The organism is Parabacteroides leei (assembly GCF_023369805.1).
GTDB classification, from domain to species: domain Bacteria; phylum Bacteroidota; class Bacteroidia; order Bacteroidales; family Tannerellaceae; genus Parabacteroides; species Parabacteroides leei.
Genome location: NZ_JAMBQG010000004.1, coordinates 166,576 through 188,081, shown reverse-complemented (window position 1 = coordinate 188,081; position 21,506 = coordinate 166,576). Strand labels below are relative to the sequence as shown.

Genomic DNA, 21,506 nt, shown 5'->3' with positions numbered 1-21,506 from the left:
TTATTATTCTTATTGTTTTATTCATATCTCAACGATTCCACCGGATTCCGGGAAGCGGCACGCCAGGTTTGCAGTATCACTGTAAGGACGGTGATTAACAAAATGACCAGGCCCGCTGACGGGAAGAGCCACCAGCTAATGTTTGTCTGATAAGCAAAGTTACTCAGCCAACGAACCATCAAGAGATAACCGAACGGACAGGCTACCAGGAAGGCAATCCCGCCCCAAAGCATATATTCCCGACAGAACATCCGCACGATCCGGTCGGAATGTGCCCCGTTCACCTTACGGATACCGATTTCTTTCGTCCGTTGCACAGTGGCAAGGGCAACCAATCCCAATACCCCCATCATGGCGACAACAATAGCCAGTACCGTAAATATCAGAAACATATGCGCCTGTTGTCGTTCATGCACATAGTTCCGGTTCAGGGCATCCGAGAAGAAACGGTAAGAGAAGACATTGTCGGGGCGCATTTCTTCATATTTGTCTTTCAGGAATTTCAATGTTTCCATCTTATTCTCCGGAGAAATCTTGATATACAATGTATTCAATAGTTGACGGGCATAATACAGGTAGGCCGGTTTCACCTTCTCCCGCAACGGCTGGAAATGGAAATCTTTTACTATACCAACGATCCTCGACGTCTCACCGAACCATCCGTTATTCTGAACGATCCTACCGACGGGATCTTTCACATTCATCATCTTCCAAGCCGTTTCGTTGATCACAACAGGCGACTCTTTACGATATGCACCTTCCATATAATCATTCTTATCGGCCCCAAACACCTCACCTTTAAGCAATACCAGGCCTAAAGTCTCCATTAAGTTACTGTCGCCCACTACACCGACCAGTTTCAACGAATCCACCCGGCCGCTTTCACCCTGCCAACTGAACACCGTTTCTTCCGTTTTGTGTCCACGGAGATAATTTGACAGTTCCACACCGCCTGCCACATTCCTGACATTCGGATTCTTCATCACTTCCTGCCTGTAATCGTCTATCCCGAGACCACCATAATAAGACATCAACTCGAACTCCCCGCAGTTAACGACTACCATATCTTCTTTATCCAACCCCAGATCTGCATTTTGCAGGTAATGAAGTTGTTTGAATACAACAGAGGTGGAGAAAAGCATTGTTATGGCTATGATAAACTGTATGCAAACCAATCCTTTGATCAATGTGCCTTTCTTACCGGTAGCCTTTCCACCTTTGAAAGCTAGCAACGGATTGAACGACGACATATAAAAGGCCGGAAAAGCTCCTGCCAGGCTGCCGACTCCAACAATCCCGAAAAGGATAAACAACAAAGTCTGCCAGCTAAACTGCAAAACAATATCTTTCCCGACAAACTGGTTGAAGAAAGGCAGTAACAACTCCGTCAGTGCCAACGCCAGAATCAGCGAAAGAAAAGCCTGTACCAGACTTTCCGACAGGAACTGCACAATCAGCATTTTACGTTTCGCCCCTGTCACCTTCCGGATACCGATCTCTTTATAACGCAACGAAGCACGCGCCGTCGACAAAGTGGTGAAGTTGAAAGCTCCCATGAAGATAATTAATAAAGCTAATGCCGTGAACAACCATATCTGCGACATACTCCCATAGTTGCTGACTTCCGGATCTTTAAACCATGTATGCAAATGAATATCTTTCAACGGTTGGAACTCCAACACCAGGCCATTTTTCTGTCTGTTCTGCCAGGCATGGCTCATGGCTTGCCGGTCGGTATCCGATAGAACGGAACCTTTTCGCAGTTGGATATATACATTTGTCCCTTCCACATAATCCCAGGTCATCGGCTCGAAATAAGCCTGTTCACTCAGTAACACTTCAAACTGAATATGACTTTTACGAGGTACATCCAACACCGCAGCCACTTTATAGCGGTTGAGTTGTCCCAGGAATTGACAGGTGACCTCTTTCCCGACAGCCGTCGATTGTCCGAACAGCTTTTCTGCCGCAGACTTGGCCAATACAATCTGTTGCGGGTCTTTCTTCAACAGGTTCGGATCACCGGACAGGACCGGGAAACTGAATACATCAAAGAAAGTAGTATCTATATATGTATATTTAGCTTCGATCAGGTTAGCACCCGAATGCAGGTTCAGCGTACCGAAATTAAGCACAAAGGTTGCATTCTCCACTTGAGGGAAATCTTCACGGAATGCTTTGCTTAAGGGTGCTACCGTATAAGCCGATTCTTTGACCAATCCGCCGTCTTCCCGGTTTACGGCGACCACACGGTAGATGGAATCGCCGTTCTTATGGAAATTCTCGAAAGTCAGTTCATCCACGATCCAGAGGTAAATAAGGAAAGCAGCCGTCATCCCCAGTACAAAACCCAGCATATTGATGGACGAGAACAGGAAACTTCTCTTTATCAACCGAAGGGCTACTTTTACATAATGCTTCAACATATCGTTATCGTTTATTTGTTATTTTATTCATACCGTAAAGATTCCACCGGATTCCGGGAAGCGGCACGCCAGGTCTGGGCTATGACTGTCAATATGGTTATCAGCAGTATTATGCCGCCGGCCAACGGAAAGAGCCACCAACTGATCGCAGTCTGATAGGCAAAATTACTCAACCATTCCAACATGAACAGATAGGCTAGCGGACAGGAGATCACGAAAGCAACACCCACCCAAATCATATATTCACGGCAAAACATCTTTACGATCCGGTCGGAATGCGCCCCATTCACCTTGCGGACACCTATTTCTTTTGTCCGCTGCACCGTAGAAAGGGCAACCAATCCAAATACTCCCATCATGGCAACGATAATCGCCAGAACCGTAAAAATCAGGAACATCTGGCTTTGCTGCCGTTCACGGGCATAACTATCACTCAATACATCCGTCAGGAAACGGTAGTTGAAGAGCATATCCGGACGTGCTTCCTCATATTTCTCTTTCAGGAACTTCAACGTCTCGGTCTGGTTATCTGCCGAGATACGGATATACATATAATTAAATAACTGAACCGTATAATAGAAGAATGCAGGTTTAATCTTTTCTCTCAAGGGCTGGAAGTTAAAGTCTTTCACAACACCTACGACCCTGGAATTACGGATACCGATGCCCCCGCCCGTCAGCAACATGCCGACCGGATTCTCGACCTTCAGTATCTTCCATGCCGTTTCATTGATAACAATCGGCGATTCCTTTGCATAGGAACCATCCCAGTAATGGTCGGGATTCGCTCCGAAAGTTTCCCCTTTCAGTAAAGTCAGTCCCAAAGCAGAGATAAAGTCGCTGTCTCCGACCATTCCGACCATCTTCACCGAGTCCGTTTTTCCGTACTCATCTTCCCAACTGAACATACTTTGTTCAAAGCCATACCCTTGCAGATAGTTTGTGATCTCCACGCCCAACGCTACGCTCTTTACATACGGATTTTTAAGTATCTCCTGTTTAAACCCGTCTGCTCCCCGGCGCCAGTCCACAACATCCACTTCGATCAGATGCTCTTTATCCAACCCCAGATCGGCATTTTGCAGATAATGAAGTTGCTTGAATATGAGAGTCGTACAAACGATCATGGTTATTGCGATCACGAACTGTACACAAACCAGTCCCTTGATCAATGTCCCCTTCTTACCGGCTGCCTGCCCTCCTTTGAAAGCCAATAACGGACTGAACGACGACATATAGAAAGCAGGGAAAGCCCCGGCCAGACAACCTACACCGACAATACCGAACAATACAAACAACAAAGTCTGCCAATTGAACTGCAAAGTAATATCCTTTCCGACAAACATATTGAAAAAGGGTAACAGCAATTCCGTCAGTGCCAATGCCAGCAATAACGAGATAAAAGCCTGTACCAGACTTTCCGACAGGAACTGCACAATCAGCTTTTTCTTTTTTGCCCCGGTCACCTTCCTGACACCGATCTCCTTTGAGCGCATGGATGCACGAGCCGTAGACAACGTCATAAAGTTAAACGCTCCCATAAAGACGATCAGGATAGCCAACACAGCAAAGAGGTAAATCTGTTGCATATTTCCGTGGTTGAATACATCGTTGGGTTCCTTGAAAGATGTGTGCAGATGGATATCTTTCAACGGCTGAAACGCCAAGGGTTTCCCCCATTGCGAATGCTTCATCCAGAGATCGCGCATGGCCAACCGGTCTGCATCCGTCAATGTATTCCCTTTCTTCAGTTGAATAAAGACGTGCATTCTTTCAGAAAAGCTCCATACTTCATTCTCTATTTCCGGCCATTTATAAGCATCCCAGCTACCTAATACCTCAAACTGGATATGGCTTTTGCGCGGTACTTTCAAGACAGCTGCTACCTTATAATATTTATTACTCGATTTACACTCGATTTCTTTTCCTATAGCCGATGTTTTACCGAACAGTTTCCCGGCTGTCTCTTCCGACAGCACGATCTGTTGCGGATCTTTCTTCAGCAGGGACGGATCGCCTGCCACAACGGGGAAAGTGAATACATCAAAGAAGGTCGTATCGACAAATGCATAGTTAACATCTATAGCTACCTCCTTTGTACGAATGTCATATTTACCACCATACTTTATAAAGGTCGCATTCTCCACCTTCGGATATTCTTTCCGGAACGTTTCACTAAGCGGAGTGACCGTAGAAGGTACCTGCCCGTTAGCGGTTTGCTCTTCCCGGATCACCCGATAGATAGAATCACCGTTCTTATTGAAATCTTCAAACGTCAGTTCATCCACAATCCATAAGTAGATAAGGAAAGCAGCTGTCATCCCCAACACAAATCCCAATATGTTGATGGAGGAAAACAGAAAACTCCGTTTAACCTGGCGGATGGCTACTTTGATGTAATGTTTAAACATGGTTACTTCTTTTATAATTGCCAATATCTGATTAGAAACATTCAATATCCATGCCAGTTTCATAAAACACTAAAAACTAAATATATAAACATCCTCAAAGAAGTGGCAACCGTACGATATCGTACACTTCCTATACAATTCCGCACGATTCTATTGCAGATCGTGCAGATATCACGCAGGTATTCGTTGTCTGCCAGGGACAATATGTTTTGCCATCCTATTGGCAGAGTCTTGCCATCGGCATGGCAGAGTTCTGCCAATAGGGTGGCAAAGCTCTGCCAAGGCAGTGGCAAAATGTTTTTCCTGTATGCACTGCACCGAAGACTTACGGGATTACCAGTACACATCAGGGAGTAATTTATTAAAAGTTCGGATAGTTCGGACTAATATGCCGGCTATCCGGAAATTTTACCTAAGTTTGGGGGACTCTATAATATACGAAGAACAAGGCTATGGCTGTACGACAAGGAAAAATACTGGTAATAGATGATAACGAAGATATCCTCTTCACCCTGAAAATGCTGCTTCGCCCACGAGTGGAAAGCATCACGACCTGTACCGACCCAAAAGAGATCAACTCCCTGGTATCAAGAACCAAATACGACGTTATCCTGCTCGATATGAACTTCACGGCCGATGCCGTCAGCGGGAAAGAAGGCTTTTACTGGCTGGAACGTATCCGGGAGATTTCGCCCGACACGGTAGTCATACTTATCACAGCCTATTCGGATACAGAGAAAGCCGTGCGGGCTATCAAAGCCGGGGCCACCGACTTTATACCGAAACCCTGGCAGAATGAGAAGATGCTGGCCACTGTCTCGTCGGCCCTCGAACTCAGCCTGCGGCGAACGGAAGTACAAGCGCTGAAGGAACAAAAGTCTGTTCTTACCACCACAGAGCCGGAAATAGAACTAATCGGCAACTCGCCTGCCATGAAGAGCGTATTCAACACCCTGGAAAAAGTAAAGAATACGGATGCCAACATCCTCCTGCTCGGCGAAAACGGTACGGGAAAAGACCTGATAGCCTACACGTTGCATAAACAATCGTCCCGTAGCCAGGAGGCTTTCATCCCGATCGACTTGGGTAGTATTCCTCATAACCTGTTCGAAAGCGAATTGTTCGGATACGAAAAAGGAGCCTTTACAGATGCCGGAAAAAGCAAAGCGGGCCGTTTCGAGATTGCATCGGGCGGCACACTGTTTCTCAACGAGATCGGAAACCTGCCGCTTACCCTCCAGTCGAAGCTGCTCACCGTTATCGAACAGCAAAAGATCAACCGGCTCGGATCGACCCGGGAGACACAGATCGATGTCCGCCTGATATGTGCCACAAATACCGACCTTCACGCCGCCGTACAGGACGGGAGTTTCCGCCAGGATCTGCTTTATCGCATCAATACAATCGAAATTACTATTCCTCCATTACGTGAAAGGGGGAACGACGTCTCTCTCCTGGCCAACCATTTCCTGCGGCACTACTGCCATAAATATAAGAAGGAGATCGAAGGTTTCTCCCAGGAAGCGCGTCAGCTTCTAAAGCAGTATCACTGGCCGGGGAATGTGCGTGAGCTGCAACATATCATCGAACGCGCCGTGATCCTTTCCGACCGTAAACAGTTACAATACGATGACTTCATGCTCCGCATACCGGTTCGATCCTCTCAGGAGAAAGAGGAAAAGTTCAATCTCGAAGAGCTGGAAAAGAATACCATACAGGATGCGTTGCGTCATTGTTCCGGCAATATGACACAGACTGCCGAGCTATTGGGTATTACACGTACATCTTTATATAGGCGACTCGAAAAATACGGACTATGAAACAGTATTCGAAAAAGGCTGCCGGGCTGATCCTTTTACTGGTGATTACCTGCCTGGTATTTGCATTTCTGGTCACCGGGAAGTTTTATATCTCTGCATTTGTCGTCATGGGCGTCATACTGATTGAAGTATATTACCTTTTCCGCCTGATGGGGAAAAGCGACCGTCTGTTCCGGCAATTTATCTGGTCTGTCCGTTATTCCGACTTCCTGTCTTCCGGTATCCCGTCGGCAAACAGACCGGAGGCCTTGCCACAAGAGTTGATCGATGCGATGGAGGAAGCGTTGCAGCATTATAAAAAGAACCTGCAACAGAAGGAAAGCCAGTTGCAATACTTCCAGGCTTTGGCAAATCATATCGACCTTTCGGTCCTGGTCTACTCCTCCGAAACAGGGAAGATAGAATGGATGAACCAGGCAGCCAGGATACAAACGGGACTGAACTTTGCCGAAACGGTAGACGATCTGGCCGTCTATCATCCGGAACTTCCTGCCCGCCTGCGTATTTTACATCCCGGGGAGCTTTCCATCCTGCAAGTCCGCCGGAAAGAGGGGTATTCACAACTGATCCTGTCGGCCATGTCATTCGTGGTATTGGGTAAGCCGTTGACTGTCGTAAGTATGAAAAACATCCGTTCCGTACTGGAGAACAAGGAAACGGAAGCATGGCAAAAACTGATACGGGTGCTCACACACGAAATCATGAACTCCATGACTCCGATCGTATCTTTGTCCGAACTATTGAAAAACAAACAAGTATCCGGTGATAACAATGAAGAAGACCGGGAAGAGGTAAACCAGGCAGTCGATACGATTTTCCGGAGAAGTAGCGGGCTGGTCCGTTTTGTAGAGAATTACAGAAAAGTGACAGGACTTCCCGCACCTGCCGTCGAAATCATTACCGTCGATAGCCTGCTGAACAGTGCCGTCGTATTATTCAAAGAGAAATCGGACATCGTCAAGATACTTCCCGTAACCTCCCATTTGCAGATAATAGCGGATAAAGCAATGATCGAACAGATACTGATCAACCTGATCCGAAACGCCGTCGACGCCACTCAGAATTGCAGTGAGCCATCGATTGAACTGTCGGCTGGGATTAATGCGGAAGGGAAAACATATATCCAGGTCAGTGACAACGGTACAGGCATCCCGGCAGATGTACAGGAACGTATCTTCATCCCGTTCTTCACCACCAAACCAACAGGTTCGGGCATCGGACTCAGTATTTCCAGGCAGATCATGCACATGCATAAAGGTAGCCTCACCGTTATTTCCGAAGCCGGACAAGGAAGCCGTTTCCTGCTTACTTTTCCCTGACCGGAGTAAATGCCTTCTCCCCTTTTTGGAATAAGTAGCTACAACATAGCAAAGTTTGTTATACATTTGTATGCAGAATAAACATTAGATATCCGACAAGTATGATAAAGATATTTCCAACAGACAAAGTTAAAGAACTCGATCAATACACCATTCAAAATGAACCGATCAGTTCTATCGATCTCGTCGAACGCGCCTCTACTGTATTTGTACATGAATTTTGCCGCCGTTATTCCAAACAAACACGTATCATCGTCTTTGCCGGACAAGGGAACAACGGGGCGGATGCACTTGCCATCGCACGTCTATTGAAAGACGAGTGTTATAAGGTAGAGACCTATTTGTTCAACCCGACCGAACATCTTTCTTTCGATTGCGAAATGAATAAGCAACGGATACTCGGACTGGAAAAAGTAGAATTCACGGAAGTTATTGCCGACTTTGTTCCGCCTGTACTGACCGACCGCGATGTCGTGATCGACGGTTTGTTCGGATCAGGCCTGAATCGCCCGATTACCGGAGGTTTTGCTGCAATGGTGAAATATATAAACCAGTCGGATGCTACCGTCGTATCGATCGATATTCCTTCGGGACTGTTCGGTGAGAACAACCAGACAAATGATCCGGACTCTATCATAAAAGCCAGCCTGACACTTACGTTCGGTTTCCCGAAACTGGCCTTCTTCTTCCCGGAGAATGCACAATATGTCGGCGAATGGAAAGTATTGGATATCGGTATCCATCCTGATATTGTCGACAATACTCCCACTCCATATATGATGGTTACCGAAGAGGATATAGCCGAAGTATTGCAACCTCGTGAAAAGTTCTCCCATAAGGGAACCTACGGTCACGCATTACTCATCGCCGGAAGTAAAGGCAAGATGGGAGCTGCTTTACTAGCCGCCCGTTCCTGCCTGAGAAGCGGCACCGGATTACTGACCGTACATATCCCGCAACGTGGGGAAGTGATTATGCAGGCTGCTTTTCCGGAAGCAATGGTCAGCTTCGATCCTCATCAGGATTATTTCACGACAGTACCGGAAATAGCTCCCTATTCAGCAATCGGTGTCGGCCCCGGCCTGGGACAACATCTGGAATCGGCAGCAGCACTGGAACGTTTGCTCCAAACAACCGAGAAACCTGTCGTCCTGGATGCAGATGCTCTTAACCTGCTTGCTTCCAATAAAGACCTGTTGAACCGCATTCCGCCGAGAAGCATCCTGACGCCGCATCCCAAAGAGTTCGACCGCATTGCAGGAGAAAGTAATACGATGTACGAACGGCTAAAGAAGGCACAGGCTTTCGCCACCGAGCATAAGCTTTGTGTTATCCTCAAAGGGACTTATACAGCTATCTGTACAGCTACCGGAAACGTTTACTTCAACAGCTGCGGCAACCCGGGTATGGCCACGGCCGGTAGCGGCGATGTGCTGACCGGTATTATTCTCGGTCTGTTAGCTCAGGGAGCCGAACCCGAAACAGCCGCCGTTGCCGGTGTATTCCTGCATGGCACAGCTGGAGACCTAGCAGCAGTCTACCGCTCAGAAGAAAGTATGATAGCCGGAGATATTACGGATATGCTGGGAAAAGCATTCAAACAGATCAAATAAATTAATCCCCGGATTAGTGAATAACTCATATGGCCAGCCTGTTTTTGTTCAGAAGAAACAGGCTGGCCATATTTTAGTAATGATGCCAATACTCCAGCTATAAAAATCAATCGCTTTATTCCCCTTGCCACATTTTTAGCAAATTATTATAAATACCACTAACCTTCTTTTTCAAAAAAAGCTGTATATTCGACATCTATAAGAAAAGGAGAGATGATAAATAAACCTGGAAATATTGTTTTACAAATATCATTTGTAATTAGCTTATTATGCTTAGTTTCATGTTCCAACAGAACTTCTGTTTCAACTGAGCTCAATAAGGCCAGGTCGTTAATGGAAATGGCCTCGGACAGTTCATTAGCCATACTCGATAATATAACCTCTCCCGAAAAACTATCTGAAAAAGAATATGCCGCCTATTGCCTGCTACTTACTCAGGCACTGGATAAGAACTACTACATACATGACTCGGATTCATTAATTATGATAGCCACAAATTATTATGAGAAACATAATGATTTATTACCTCTGGCTTTATCCTACTACTACGCAGGACGTGTATATTCAGATATGCAGGATGCTTTACAAGCTCAACAATATTATTTAAAGGCACTTGCTTTAGGAGAGAGTCTCAATTTACCTGAACTGTTGATAAAGATCAATAGTAATCTCGGAACTCTTTATAGTTATCAGGATATTTATGAAATGGCTTTACCTCTTTACAAAAAGACATTACCTCTTTTCGAGAATACAAATGATTCAACAAATATGTCTTTTGTTCTACGCAATATCGCACGTGTATTCACAGAAACCCATCAACCGGACAGTGCTATTTATTATTATGAACAAGCAATAAAAATAGCCACACCTCAAAGTATATCAGCTCTTCAAAATGGATTGGGCAGCTTATATCTTCAAATGGAAAAATACGATGAAGCTTATATTTGTATTCAAAAAGCAATTCAATCTTGTAACAGCCCTAAGTTACTATATCCTTTTTACCTCAATTTAGGAGAGTACTACTATAAGACTATGCAACACGACTCTGCACAACATTATCTGAATCGTAGTTTGCAAAGTCCTATATTATACACTCAAGCAGGAAGTTTATATTTTCTTGCTCAGATAGAAAAACAAAAACTTGATTTTAAGAACTATCTGAAGTATTGGGATCAATATGAACAGCTAAGAGACTCTATCGATCACGATTCGCATTTTGAAAACATTCGGATAGCACAAAGCATGTTTAATTATCAACGCATATCCGATGAGAAAAATAAATATGAGCAGGAAGCTACACAGAGAATGATCATAATATATCAGATACTTATCATCATTACTGCTCTATTGATCATATTCTTCTTCTTTTTCAAGAAAGAACAACAGAAAAAGAAAAGGCTATTAGACTTAAAGGAAAAGTTATATAAACAAAGTTTGGAATATCTTGAAGAGAACAAAAAGAAGATAGCTTTGCTGGAACAAGAACTTTCGTCTGGTCAGGAAACAATCGGTGATGTAAAAAGACAACTCTTTGAAACCAGAAAATTGATGCTTGAAATGGAGAACAGACAAATTTCATTGAAACATGACACAATGCTTCTGGTAGAACAAGATCTTAGAAAATCGACTTTATATACAAAGATTCACCAAACAGAAGAAAAACTGAGTGACAGTGAATGGTCTGAACTTTTCCTTTTAGTAGATGCAACCTATCCTAATTTCAAGAAAGGTCTTTTAGAACTTTGCTCACGAATATCCCTCGAAGAACTGCGCATTTGTTACCTTGTTAAAATTAATATTCCAGTAAAAAGAATAGCCATACTCATGAACATTACTAGCTCAGGAGTGTCCCAATGCCGCAGAAGATTATACAAAAAACTAACCAAAGAAGCTGAAAACGCAGAGAAATTCGACTCTTTCATAGCTGGTTTATAACAGTTTATACATTGTCACCATTTTGTCAACAAAAAAATAGTAGGTATTAAGATACGAATTATAATTTTGTGGAGCATTATCAATTTTATCAACTGACAATTTAAATTAATAGGATTATGAAACGGTTAATCGCAGCTTTATTTTTAGTGATTTGTGGAATGTTCTGTGTTCAGTCAATATACGCTGATCGAATCCCTTCAAAAGGCAAATGGGGACAAGAAGACGTTCGTTCCATTATTCCTGCACCACCAGTAGCATTTATTGAAGGAAATGACTTAAGAATCGAATTTGCTGATCCATTAAGCAACCTGACAGTAAAAGTAACAGACAATACAGGCGCGGTAGTCTATGAAGAAAATATATCTGTATCGACCCCGCAAAGTTATACAATACCATTGAGCGTTCAGAGTGGAGAGTATACATTAAGTTTAATCCATAACTATGGGACCTTAACTGGCTCATTTGTTATTGAATAACTTTGCATCGTACTGAAATTTATGTTTTTAGAGCAATTTGTGAGGATAATTTAACCAACCTTCATATCTCGATCTCCTTTTCCTTTCACAAGTTGCTCTAACTAATCAAAACTTTAACTATGCTTTATATAAACCTCTCTTACCAGACCAAGATACTACAAATCAAACGTATCATCTGCATTACAAAAGACTAAAAGAACGCTTTACGGTTGGTTTCTAACAAAATATTTCCTAGTTTTGTACAATCATAATTGAGATAAAATAATTTGTTTGGATATGAAAAATCTGATCACAATAGCATGTCTTTTGTTTAGCTTGCCGCTCATGGCTCAAACCAAAGTGGTAAAGAAAAATGCCGTCAAAGCTAATAATTTCGGTATTACCTATTCATTACCGAAAACACAACTAATCGTAGATTCTGAAGTAACAAAGGTTACCTGTAAAGCCGGGCCTTATTACAAATATGCAGAAAAATACCTCGGAGTAAAAGATGCAATAACAGAAGATAAAGTATATTATGAGTTAGGTAAAGTATCGCTTGTCAACAAGGGAATACCTGATCCTGACAATACTTATATCGTTGAATTTAAAAGCGGGACAGTAGCTCCGTACGCTTATCTGACAGAAGAAGGATTATTATGTTCCATCAATGCCGAATACACTCCTGAAGAGTCAGAACTCGAAACGATCAAGAAAAGTGGACAAGCACCGGTTAAAGTGACCGACGCATCTGTATTCTCAGAAGAATTACTCATGGCCGGATCGACTGCCAGACAAGCTGAAGTTGCAGCCAAACAGATCTATCGTATCCGTGAAAGCCGCTTGAATATATTAACCGGAGACGCGGATAATCTGCCTCCTGACGGTGAAGCGATGAAGCTGGTTATCCAGCAGTTGGAAGAACAGGAAAAAGCATTAACCAATCTGTTCACCGGTATTGTAACCAAAGAAACGACCCACTATGAGGTAAACATTACCCCTTATGATAACCTGGATAAAGAAGTTCTATTCCGTTTCTCCAACCTGATGGGAATTGTCGACGCCGACGATTTAGGCGGAGTTCCTGTATATATGAACTTGAAAGCTACCGAACGAGCTCCGATACTAGATCCCAAAGAAGCCGAAAAGAAAGAAAAATCCATGAAAGGTATTATTTATAATGTACCGGGAAAAGCTAGTATCGAAATCAGCATGAACAAGAAAACACTATATAAAGGAGAAGCCCAAATCACTCAGTTCGGTTCACGCGAAGGCCTTGCTCCTGTTATGTTTGAAGACAAAAAAGCTCCGGTGAAAGTCTATTTCTATCCGGAGACCGGCGCCATAAAACAAATAATTCAATAATAATCTAATTTAAATTTCTATGTTTGAAGGACAACCTAAAGGTTTATACGCGTTAGCCTTAGCGAATACCGGCGAGCGTTTCGGGTATTACACGATGCTCGCGATTTTTACTTTATTCTTACAAGCTAAGTTCGGCTTTACAGCCGCCGAGACATCAACCATCTTCGGTTCTTTCTTAGCAGCAGTGTATTTCATGCCGCTTATCGGAGGTATCCTCGCCGATAAGTTCGGATATGGAAAAATGGTAACAACAGGTATCATTGTGATGTTCATCGGATATGTATTGTTATCTATTCCTACACCCTCTTCTACCGGAAAAGTACTGATGTTCGGTGCTTTAGCCCTGATTGCCTGTGGTACAGGCCTTTTCAAGGGGAACTTGCAGGTAATGGTAGGTAACCTATACGATGCTCCCGAATACAGAGCAAAACGTGATACCGCATTCAGTATATTCTATATGGCGATCAACATCGGTGCGATGTATGCTCCGACAGCAGCTACTATGATCACTAACAAGATGTTGGGAAAAGCCGGATTCACTTATGTGCCGCAGATCCCTTCACTCGCCCATCAATTCCTGAACGGAACGATTACAGAAGAAGGAGCTACAACACTGAGCGGCTTACAGGCTGCCCAGAATTTCGTTGGCGACACAGCTACTTTCTGTACAACCTATATCGACAAATTATCCGAGGCATACAACTACGGCTTCGCTATTGCTTGTATCTCCCTGGTTGTATCCATGTTGATCTACGTGGTGTTCCGCCCGACATTCAAACATGCCGATTACAACTCTAAACAGGCTAAACCTGCCAACGTACAGGAAGAAGAACTGACACCGGAACAGACAAAAGCACGCATCCAGGCTTTATTACTGGTATTTGCCGTTGTTATTTTCTTCTGGATGGCATTCCACCAGAACGGTTTAACTCTGACGTTCTTTGCACGTGACTATACCGCACAGGCTGTAACAGGTCTGAATCGTTTAGGATTCAATATCGTAAACCTCACTTTCCTACTGGTTGTTGTTTATTCAGCATTCTCCCTGTTCCAGTCAAAGACAGGTAAGGCTAAAGGCATCTCAGCCGGTGTGTTGATAATCATGCTGGGCTTATTGGGATGGAGCTATAGTTCTATGGATTCGACAGTGACTATCCTGCCACAGATCTTCCAGCAGTTCAACCCGTTCTTTGTAATTGTGCTGACTCCGGTATCGCTGGCAGTATTCGGTTATCTGGCAAAGAAAAAGAAAGAACCTTCTGCTCCCCGTAAGATCGGTATCGGTATGGTTATCGCTGCTTGCGGTTTCCTTATCATGGCATTAGGATCTTTAGGATTACCGACACCGGCTGCTGTTGAAGCGAATGGTATTTCTGCAGATGTATTGGTTTCTCCTAACTGGTTGATCTCTACTTACCTGGTATTGACCTTCGCCGAGTTATTATTATCACCGATGGGTATTTCATTCGTATCCAAAGTTGCACCTCCTAAATATAAAGGTATGATGATGGGAGGATGGTTCGTTGCTACGGCTATCGGTAACTATCTGGTGGCTATCATCGGTTACTTGTGGGGAGGAATGCAGTTGTGGATGGTATGGAGCGTACTGATCGTGTGCTGTCTGTTATCGGCACTGTTCATATTCTCTATCATGAAACGATTGGAAAAAGTAGCTAAATAATAAGTACGAATGAAAAAGCAGCAGACATTCCATTCAACCGCACTCCGTTTTAAAAGATGGAGCAGGAAGAAGTATGCTGCTTTTATCAGTATTCAACGAGCTGTTACGATCGGTCAGCTATCTTCGAATGTATCGGAAAGATTCCAGACAAAGAACGGCTCGATACACGCGTCTGTCCTGTTTGCGGACCAGACAGTAAAAGAAGAAAAAGAAGACGCGGGCGAACCCTCCCAGGAACAAACGTTCGCAGAGGTTTTGACGGTAAAACAGACATCGTCAGCGGATTCGTCTGCTGACATTAATAATTTATATTTCCTAAAGCGGAAAGTTTCAGTATAGGCTGAAACTTTTCGCTTTTTTATTTATTAAAGATAAAGTATATGATTGAAACACTTAAAAAGATTGTTATTGAAGGGGGATCGATAAACGAAGAGCAGGCAATAGCCCTGTCACAATGTACGGACAAGGAAGCTTTGTATGAAGCGGCCCATCAAATCACACGTCATTTTATGGGAGATAAGTTCGATACCTGCTCCATCATCAATGCCAAAAGCGGCAATTGTAGCGAGAATTGCAAATGGTGTGCACAATCAGGACATTACAACACGGTTGTAGCCTTATATCCTTTACTACCTGCCGAAGAGTGTGTCCACCAGGCATTACACAACCGGCAACAAGGGATCGAGCGTTTCGGTCTGGTGACAAGCGGCAAACGTCTATCGGATGGAGAAATCAGAAAAATAACTGAAACAGTCCGTTATATCAAACAGACCAGCGACATAAAATGCTGTGCTTCCCTTGGCTTATTAAACAGGGAACAATTAAAGGAATTACGAGAAAGTGGAGTCGAGAATTATCACTGTAACATAGAAACAGCCCCCTCCTATTTCCGTACCCTATGCACCACACATACGATCGAGCAAAAGTTGGAAACGATCAACATGGCACGTGAAGAAGGTTTCCGCATTTGCTCCGGCGGTATCATCGGCATGGGTGAAACAATGGAACAACGTATTGAAATGGCTTTACTGCTCCAAAAAGAACAGGTACACTCTATTCCTTTAAACCTGCTGCAACCGATTCCGGGTACACCGCTTGCCGGAACTCCCAAACTGCCAGAAGAGGAATTCCTGACAACAGTCGCTTTATTCCGCTTCATTAATCCGGAAGCCTACCTTCGCTTCTCAGGTGGCCGTTCACTGTTGAGTAAAGAAGCACAACAGAAAGCCTTATATATAGGTATAAATGCAGCCATTATCGGCGACCTGCTTACTACGATCGGCAGCTGTGTGGAGGAAGACCGTGAATTATTTACTACTGCAGGCTATTCATTAACAAGAGAAACCGACTGGGTCGGATAAAAAAGACAAAATGACAACAGAAGAATTACTACAATACGACAAAGAGCATATCTGGCACCCTTATACTTCAACAATCGCTCCTCTTCCTGTATATCCGGTAGACGGGGCGGAAGGAGTAGAAATAATATTAAAAGACGGCAGACGGTTAATCGACGGTATGTCGTCCTGGTGGGCTACCGTACACGGGTATAATCATCCGGTATTAAATGCCGCAGCAAAAAAACAGTTGGAAAAGATGAGCCATATCATGTTCGGCGGTATCACACATGAACCGGCTGTTGAACTGGCAGAGAAGCTACTCGGCATTCTCCCTCCGGAACTGGAAAAGATATTCTTCGCCGACAGCGGTTCCGTTGCCGTCGAGGTAGCGATGAAGATGGCCATCCAGTACTGGCAGTCACAAGGGAAGAGCGGAAAGTATGGATTTGCGACTATCCGTAGCGGTTACCACGGTGATACATGGCATGCGATGTCGGTCTGCGATCCGGTAACCGGGATGCACGGGATATTCTCGGGAAGCCTCCCGGTACAATATTTTATTCCTCAGCCTTCTGTTAAGTTCGGGGAAGAATGGGATGAGAAAGCTATGCGGCCTTTGACAGATCTGTTGGAGCAACATGCCGGTGATATTGCAGCTTTAATACTGGAGCCGATTGTACAGGGGGCCGGAGGAATGTATTTTTACTCTCCCACCTTTCTGGTTCGGGCAAAAGAACTCTGTAAACAATATGACGTATTATTCATCTTTGATGAAATAGCGACAGGATTCGGTCGTACAGGTAAACTGTTTGCCTGGGAACATGCAAATGTTGTTCCCGACATTATGTGTATAGGTAAGGCATTGACCGGTGGCTATCTGACCTTATCGGCTACACTGACGACCAAACAGGTTGCCGATACGATTTGCTCCGGTGAAGCAGGTTGTTTCATGCATGGTCCGACATTTATGGGTAATCCACTGGCTTGTGCTATTGCCTCAGCTTCCGTATCGTTGTTATTGGAAAGTGGTTGGCAAGAAAAAGTAAAAGCGATCGAGGCACAACTTCAGCAAGAACTGGCTCCTGCCCGGTCATACAGTAATGTGAAGGAGGTACGCGTACTCGGAGCTATCGGGGTAATTGAAATGAAGGAGCCGGTCGATATGGCAGTCCTTCAACGACGATTCGTAGAGGAAGGTATTTGGGTACGGCCTTTCGGCAAGCTGGTTTATTTGATGCCGCCGTTTGTTATCAGGCCGGAGCAGTTGTCACGGTTGACGAAAGGGGTTTTAAAATGTATTGGGAACTGATAGCTAACACACCCTTTTTCCCCTCTCGAAAGGGGAAAAAGTACTCCGGATGCTATTTAACGATAAAATAAGACTGATAAATGAAAGATTATAATTCAATATTACAAGAACTGGAAAATTCAGGCAACCTGCGCCGTCTGCCGGAGATTGTCCATAAAGGTAATCTCGTTGAAAAAGGCGGTCTCACAATGCTCAACCTCTCCTCTAACGATTACCTGGGACTGGCTTCTCGCCGTGACCTGCAGCAAGCATTCCTGGAGGAATGGCAAGAGAAGCAATATCCTTTCTCCTCCTCTTCTTCTCGTCTATTGACCGGCAACTTCCGTATTTATACCGAACTCGAACAAGTTATCGCGGAGCGATTCAACCGTGAAGCCACCCTATTATTCAACAGCGGCTATCACGCAAACACCGGGATACTTCCGGCTCTCGCCGATAAGCAAACATTGATCCTTGCCGACAAACTTGTTCACGCCAGCATTATCGACGGGATACTGCTAAGCAACGCACCCTTCCAACGTTTTCGCCACAATGACTATGACCAACTGGAGACACTTTTACAAAAGAATACCGGGCAGTACGAACAAATATTCATTGTAACAGAAAGCATCTTTAGCATGGACGGCGATGTAGCCGACCTCCGCCGTCTTGTCAGTCTGAAGAAAAGTTATCCGGATGTCTGCCTCTATGTAGATGAAGCGCACGCCATCGGTGTACGCGGAAAAAACGGGCTGGGAATTGCAGAAGAACAAGATTGCATACAAGAAATAGACCTTCTCGTCGGTACCTTCGGTAAAGCACTGGCTTCCATGGGAGCCTATGTGATTTGTAGCCGCGTTATCCGTGAATACTTGATCAACTGCATGCGTCCGCTGATATTCAGTACAGCATTGCCTCCTGCGCAGATCGCATGGACACAATTTATCTTTGAAAGGCTTCCGGAGTTCTCTGAAGAACGCGAGCGATTGGCCACAACAAGCCACCTTTTAATAGATGCATTGAGCGGAAAAGGCGGAGAAATCAGCGGAAGCCATATCATACCTTATATAATAGGCGATAATAAAGATTGCATCCTCAAAGCAGAAGAACTGCAACGCAAAGGTTTCTACTGCCTCCCCGTCCGTCCCCCGACAGTACCGAAAGGAACGGCACGGATACGTTTCTCGTTGACAGCAGATGTAACAACCGAAGACATACAACAGTTAATACAGGCCTTGTAGGGGCGGGTACCCCCCGCCCCTACGAGGATACCGTTATACATTAATTACCCAATATGAAAATAATAAAACAAACGGATAATCACGCCGCACGTCTCCTCCTCTTTTTCTCCGGCTGGTCCGCATCTCCGGAACTATTCACCCGGTTGGAGGCCAGGGAAGAAACAGACATTATGATCTGCTACGATTACAGGGAGATGGCATTTGAGGAAGACCTTACCCGGTACGATGAGATACACCTCGTCGCCTGGTCGATGGGCGTACGGATGGCGGAACTCGCTTTAGGCAGCAAATACACATTCGCTACCGCCACTGCCATCAACGGAACACCCTGCCCGATCGATGACGCATACGGTATCCCCGTCGACATTTTCCGTGGCACACTCGACAACCTGACAGCCGAAGGTCTCCACCGTTTCAACCGCCGGATGTGCGGCACACGTGAGATACATACCCACTATCAAACCGTCGCCGCCCGCCCATTGGACGAAGTCAGGGATGAACTGCAAGCCATTTACGACCGCTGTTCCTCCTCTGCCGGCAATCCTATCCCCTGGACACGCGCCCTCGTCGGAAGCGACGACCGAATCTTTCCCGTAGCCAACCAACTCGCCTACTGGAGCGGTCGCTGCAACGTTACCCAAATTTCTTCACCTCATTACCCTTTTCACCTATGGAAACAATGGAACGAATTATAACCCGCTTCACCCGTGCCCTCGACAGTTACGACCGACAGGCTGTGGCACAACAGCAGATCAGCCGCCGGCTCACCGGACTGCTCTCCCGTTACACAGCCATGCATTTCCGTCGTGTCCTCGAAATCGGCTGCGGAACAGGCGGTTTCACCCGTTTACTAAAAGAAAGTTGCATCATCGACGAATGGTATCTCAACGACCTTTGTGAAGGTTGCCGCGAGAAGATCGCCGGGCTTTTTCCCGGTCAGTCACCCTTTTTCATCACCGGGAATGCGGAAGAGACCGAGTTCCCAGGTTGTTTCGACCTGATCGTCTCAGCCTCCGCTTTTCAGTGGATACAGCAACCGGAAACGTTCCTGCACCGACTGGCCGCGAAGCTCTCTCCCGCCGGCACACTGGTATTCAACACCTTTGCACCCGGCAATCTGCGGGAAGTCCGTCAACTCACCGGTAAAGGCCTCGATTATCCCACGGCAGACCGCCTGACAGAATGGCTGACGGCAGACTACCACCTGCTTCACCTCCGGGAAGAAGAGATCACGCTGACCTTCGACACCCCGATGGATATACTCCGCCACCTGAAAAATACGGGCGTAACCGCCACCGGCAACGGCTCCTGGACACGCGGACAGCAAACGGATTTCTGCCGCCACTACACCACCCTGTATGGCACCGCCGACAATAAAGTAACACTCACATACCGCCCGCTTTACATCGTGGCAGTAAGAAAATGAATAACAAATGAAAGGAAAAGTACTTTTTATCTCAGGTATCGACACCAATGTCGGCAAGACATTTGCCACTGGTATCCTTGCCCGCCAGCTGGCCGCTGAAGGCCACAAAGTCATCACCCAGAAAATGATCCAGACCGGATGTACCGACGTCTCGGAAGATATCGAAATGCACCGCCGCCTGATGGGAATCCCCTTTACCGAAGAAGACCGTGCAGGCCTCACCTGCCCTTACATCTTCACTTACCCTTGTTCGCCGCACATGGCAGCCGAACGCGACGGTCGCCGGATCGAACTTTCCACGATCACCCGTGCGACACATGAATTACAGGAACATTACGACTACGTCCTTCTCGAAGGGGCAGGCGGACTGATGGTGCCGAACGATTTCGAATCGTTGACGATCGACTATGTGAAGGAGCAAAATTACCCACTCGTACTGGTCACTTCCGGCAAACTAGGTAGTATCAACCATACACTGCTCAGTCTCTACGCCTGTCGGCAGCAGGGTATTACGGTGGACAGTGTCATATATAATCTATATCCGCAGATCGACCGGTTGATAGAAGACAACACCCTGGATTATCTGCGTCAATATCTCCGTCGCGAATGGCCGGGTACGAATCTCTTCCTCCTCTCGGAAGAAAAAGAAACAGGTACAGCAAAACTAGAACAGACCAATCTGTAAAGCCAGGATTGTATTTATGAGACTTTGCCGAACAATCTCGTGCATAATGGGCGGTCCACGAGCCGCCCATACAGAGGCTGTTATAGGCTTTACACCCTATCCGTTCCCATAATCTCTGCCACGCGTTCATTGGCACGGGCTTTGATTTCCGGGGTGATGCTATCCTTGATCATGCTGATGACGAGGGTCATGACCGCAATATCGTCGGTAAAACCGATCACCGGAAGAATCCCATCGGGTATCAGGTCTATCGGCAGGATAAAATAACCGAGTGCACCGATGATATACGCTTTATGCTTCACCGGCACTTTCTCATCCTGCAATGTATAATAGAGTGTGAAAACAGGCAGCAGCACCGTAGAGCCGACCTTCTTCGCCACCCGTTCTATCTTTTTCCAAAAGCGGTTATCCGAATAATACGTACCGTACTTTTGTACTTCGTGCACCTCTTCGAAAGGCACATCTTCAATCCTATTTCTACTCATACTCATTCTTTTTTAT

17 protein-coding genes are annotated in these 21,506 nt (G+C 45.3%); 14 read left to right on the top strand and 3 right to left on the bottom strand.

The features are described 5' to 3' along the window. Window positions 1-17 precede the first annotated feature (17 nt). Window positions 18-2,426, bottom strand: a complete 2,409-nt coding sequence (locus M1P97_RS08330; RefSeq protein ID WP_249388800.1) for an ABC transporter permease — start codon at window positions 2,424-2,426, stop codon at window positions 18-20. A 23-nt stretch (window positions 2,427-2,449) separates the two neighbouring features. Further along, window positions 2,450-4,837: an ABC transporter permease gene (locus M1P97_RS08325; protein ID WP_195374198.1), complete on the bottom strand. Its 2,388-nt coding sequence runs from the start codon at window positions 4,835-4,837 to the stop codon at window positions 2,450-2,452. 452 nt (window positions 4,838-5,289) lie between these two features. On the opposite strand from M1P97_RS08325, the gene M1P97_RS08320 reads away from it, so the two are divergent. The 14 genes from M1P97_RS08320 to bioD all read left to right on the top strand — a co-directional run bounded on the left by M1P97_RS08320 (window position 5,290) and on the right by bioD (window position 21,005). After that, window positions 5,290-6,657, top strand: coding sequence for a sigma-54-dependent transcriptional regulator (locus M1P97_RS08320; protein ID WP_195374197.1), 1,368 nt, complete (start codon window positions 5,290-5,292; stop codon window positions 6,655-6,657). After that, the gene (locus M1P97_RS08315) at window positions 6,654-7,976 is read left to right on the top strand and encodes a sensor histidine kinase (protein ID WP_195374196.1); all 1,323 of its coding nucleotides are present in this window, start codon (window positions 6,654-6,656) and stop codon (window positions 7,974-7,976) included. The genes M1P97_RS08320 and M1P97_RS08315 overlap by 4 nt, the downstream gene beginning before the upstream one ends. A 101-nt stretch (window positions 7,977-8,077) precedes the next feature. Further along, the gene (locus M1P97_RS08310) at window positions 8,078-9,589 is read left to right on the top strand and encodes an NAD(P)H-hydrate dehydratase (RefSeq protein ID WP_195374195.1); all 1,512 of its coding nucleotides are present in this window, start codon (window positions 8,078-8,080) and stop codon (window positions 9,587-9,589) included. A 213-nt stretch (window positions 9,590-9,802) separates the two neighbouring features. Further along, a complete protein-coding gene (locus tag M1P97_RS08305) occupies window positions 9,803-11,524 on the top strand; it encodes a tetratricopeptide repeat protein (RefSeq protein ID WP_249388799.1) in 1,722 nt (573 codons plus the stop codon). 116 nt (window positions 11,525-11,640) lie between these two features. Next, window positions 11,641-12,000: a DUF3244 domain-containing protein gene (locus M1P97_RS08300; protein WP_195374193.1), complete on the top strand. Its 360-nt coding sequence runs from the start codon at window positions 11,641-11,643 to the stop codon at window positions 11,998-12,000. 276 nt (window positions 12,001-12,276) lie between these two features. Beyond that, window positions 12,277-13,344 carry a DUF4831 family protein gene (locus M1P97_RS08295; protein WP_195374192.1) on the top strand — a complete coding sequence of 356 codons (1,068 nt, stop codon included), beginning with the start codon at window positions 12,277-12,279 and terminating at the stop codon, window positions 13,342-13,344. 19 nt (window positions 13,345-13,363) lie between these two features. Beyond that, window positions 13,364-15,025, top strand: a complete 1,662-nt coding sequence (locus tag M1P97_RS08290) for a peptide MFS transporter (RefSeq protein ID WP_195374191.1) — start codon at window positions 13,364-13,366, stop codon at window positions 15,023-15,025. A 9-nt stretch (window positions 15,026-15,034) separates the two neighbouring features. Beyond that, complete coding sequence (locus tag M1P97_RS08285; protein WP_249388798.1) at window positions 15,035-15,364, top strand: hypothetical protein; 330 nt, start codon at window positions 15,035-15,037, stop codon at window positions 15,362-15,364. Between the two features lie 41 nt (window positions 15,365-15,405). Continuing rightward, a complete protein-coding gene (bioB, locus tag M1P97_RS08280) occupies window positions 15,406-16,386 on the top strand; it encodes a biotin synthase BioB (protein ID WP_249388797.1) in 981 nt (326 codons plus the stop codon). A gap of 10 nt (window positions 16,387-16,396) precedes the next feature. Further along, the gene (gene bioA, locus M1P97_RS08275) at window positions 16,397-17,674 is read left to right on the top strand and encodes an adenosylmethionine--8-amino-7-oxononanoate transaminase (RefSeq protein WP_249388796.1); all 1,278 of its coding nucleotides are present in this window, start codon (window positions 16,397-16,399) and stop codon (window positions 17,672-17,674) included. 80 nt (window positions 17,675-17,754) lie between these two features. Then, window positions 17,755-18,894: an 8-amino-7-oxononanoate synthase gene (locus tag M1P97_RS08270; protein ID WP_249388795.1), complete on the top strand. Its 1,140-nt coding sequence runs from the start codon at window positions 17,755-17,757 to the stop codon at window positions 18,892-18,894. A gap of 53 nt (window positions 18,895-18,947) precedes the next feature. Then, the gene (locus tag M1P97_RS08265) at window positions 18,948-19,589 is read left to right on the top strand and encodes a DUF452 family protein (protein WP_195374187.1); all 642 of its coding nucleotides are present in this window, start codon (window positions 18,948-18,950) and stop codon (window positions 19,587-19,589) included. Continuing rightward, complete coding sequence (gene bioC, locus M1P97_RS08260; RefSeq protein WP_249388794.1) at window positions 19,574-20,320, top strand: malonyl-ACP O-methyltransferase BioC; 747 nt, start codon at window positions 19,574-19,576, stop codon at window positions 20,318-20,320. The genes M1P97_RS08265 and bioC overlap by 16 nt, the downstream gene beginning before the upstream one ends. Window positions 20,321-20,327: 7 nt before the next feature. Beyond that, window positions 20,328-21,005, top strand: coding sequence for a dethiobiotin synthase (bioD, locus tag M1P97_RS08255; RefSeq protein WP_195374185.1), 678 nt, complete (start codon window positions 20,328-20,330; stop codon window positions 21,003-21,005). Window positions 21,006-21,094: 89 nt separating this feature from the next. Here bioD and M1P97_RS08250 read toward each other — a convergent pair whose 3' ends face one another. Beyond that, window positions 21,095-21,490: a YkvA family protein gene (locus M1P97_RS08250; protein WP_249388793.1), complete on the bottom strand. Its 396-nt coding sequence runs from the start codon at window positions 21,488-21,490 to the stop codon at window positions 21,095-21,097. Between the last annotated feature and the right edge of the window lie 16 nt (window positions 21,491-21,506).

Bases quoted from the DNA above. Each gene is read 5' to 3' on its own strand.
- M1P97_RS08330 (WP_249388800.1), bottom strand. From the start codon at position 2,426: ATGTTGAAGCATTATGTAAAAGTAGCCCTTCGGTTGATAAAGAGAAGT.
- M1P97_RS08325 (WP_195374198.1), bottom strand. From the start codon at position 4,837: ATGTTTAAACATTACATCAAAGTAGCCATCCGCCAGGTTAAACGGAGT.
- M1P97_RS08320 (WP_195374197.1), top strand. From the start codon at position 5,290: ATGGCTGTACGACAAGGAAAAATACTGGTAATAGATGATAACGAAGAT.
- M1P97_RS08315 (WP_195374196.1), top strand. From the start codon at position 6,654: ATGAAACAGTATTCGAAAAAGGCTGCCGGGCTGATCCTTTTACTGGTG.
- M1P97_RS08310 (WP_195374195.1), top strand. From the start codon at position 8,078: ATGATAAAGATATTTCCAACAGACAAAGTTAAAGAACTCGATCAATAC.
- M1P97_RS08305 (WP_249388799.1), top strand. From the start codon at position 9,803: ATGATAAATAAACCTGGAAATATTGTTTTACAAATATCATTTGTAATT.
- M1P97_RS08300 (WP_195374193.1), top strand. From the start codon at position 11,641: ATGAAACGGTTAATCGCAGCTTTATTTTTAGTGATTTGTGGAATGTTC.
- M1P97_RS08295 (WP_195374192.1), top strand. From the start codon at position 12,277: ATGAAAAATCTGATCACAATAGCATGTCTTTTGTTTAGCTTGCCGCTC.
- M1P97_RS08290 (WP_195374191.1), top strand. From the start codon at position 13,364: ATGTTTGAAGGACAACCTAAAGGTTTATACGCGTTAGCCTTAGCGAAT.
- M1P97_RS08285 (WP_249388798.1), top strand. From the start codon at position 15,035: ATGAAAAAGCAGCAGACATTCCATTCAACCGCACTCCGTTTTAAAAGA.
- bioB (WP_249388797.1), top strand. From the start codon at position 15,406: ATGATTGAAACACTTAAAAAGATTGTTATTGAAGGGGGATCGATAAAC.
- bioA (WP_249388796.1), top strand. From the start codon at position 16,397: ATGACAACAGAAGAATTACTACAATACGACAAAGAGCATATCTGGCAC.
- M1P97_RS08270 (WP_249388795.1), top strand. From the start codon at position 17,755: ATGAAAGATTATAATTCAATATTACAAGAACTGGAAAATTCAGGCAAC.
- M1P97_RS08265 (WP_195374187.1), top strand. From the start codon at position 18,948: ATGAAAATAATAAAACAAACGGATAATCACGCCGCACGTCTCCTCCTC.
- bioC (WP_249388794.1), top strand. From the start codon at position 19,574: ATGGAACGAATTATAACCCGCTTCACCCGTGCCCTCGACAGTTACGAC.
- bioD (WP_195374185.1), top strand. From the start codon at position 20,328: ATGAAAGGAAAAGTACTTTTTATCTCAGGTATCGACACCAATGTCGGC.
- M1P97_RS08250 (WP_249388793.1), bottom strand. From the start codon at position 21,490: ATGAGTAGAAATAGGATTGAAGATGTGCCTTTCGAAGAGGTGCACGAA.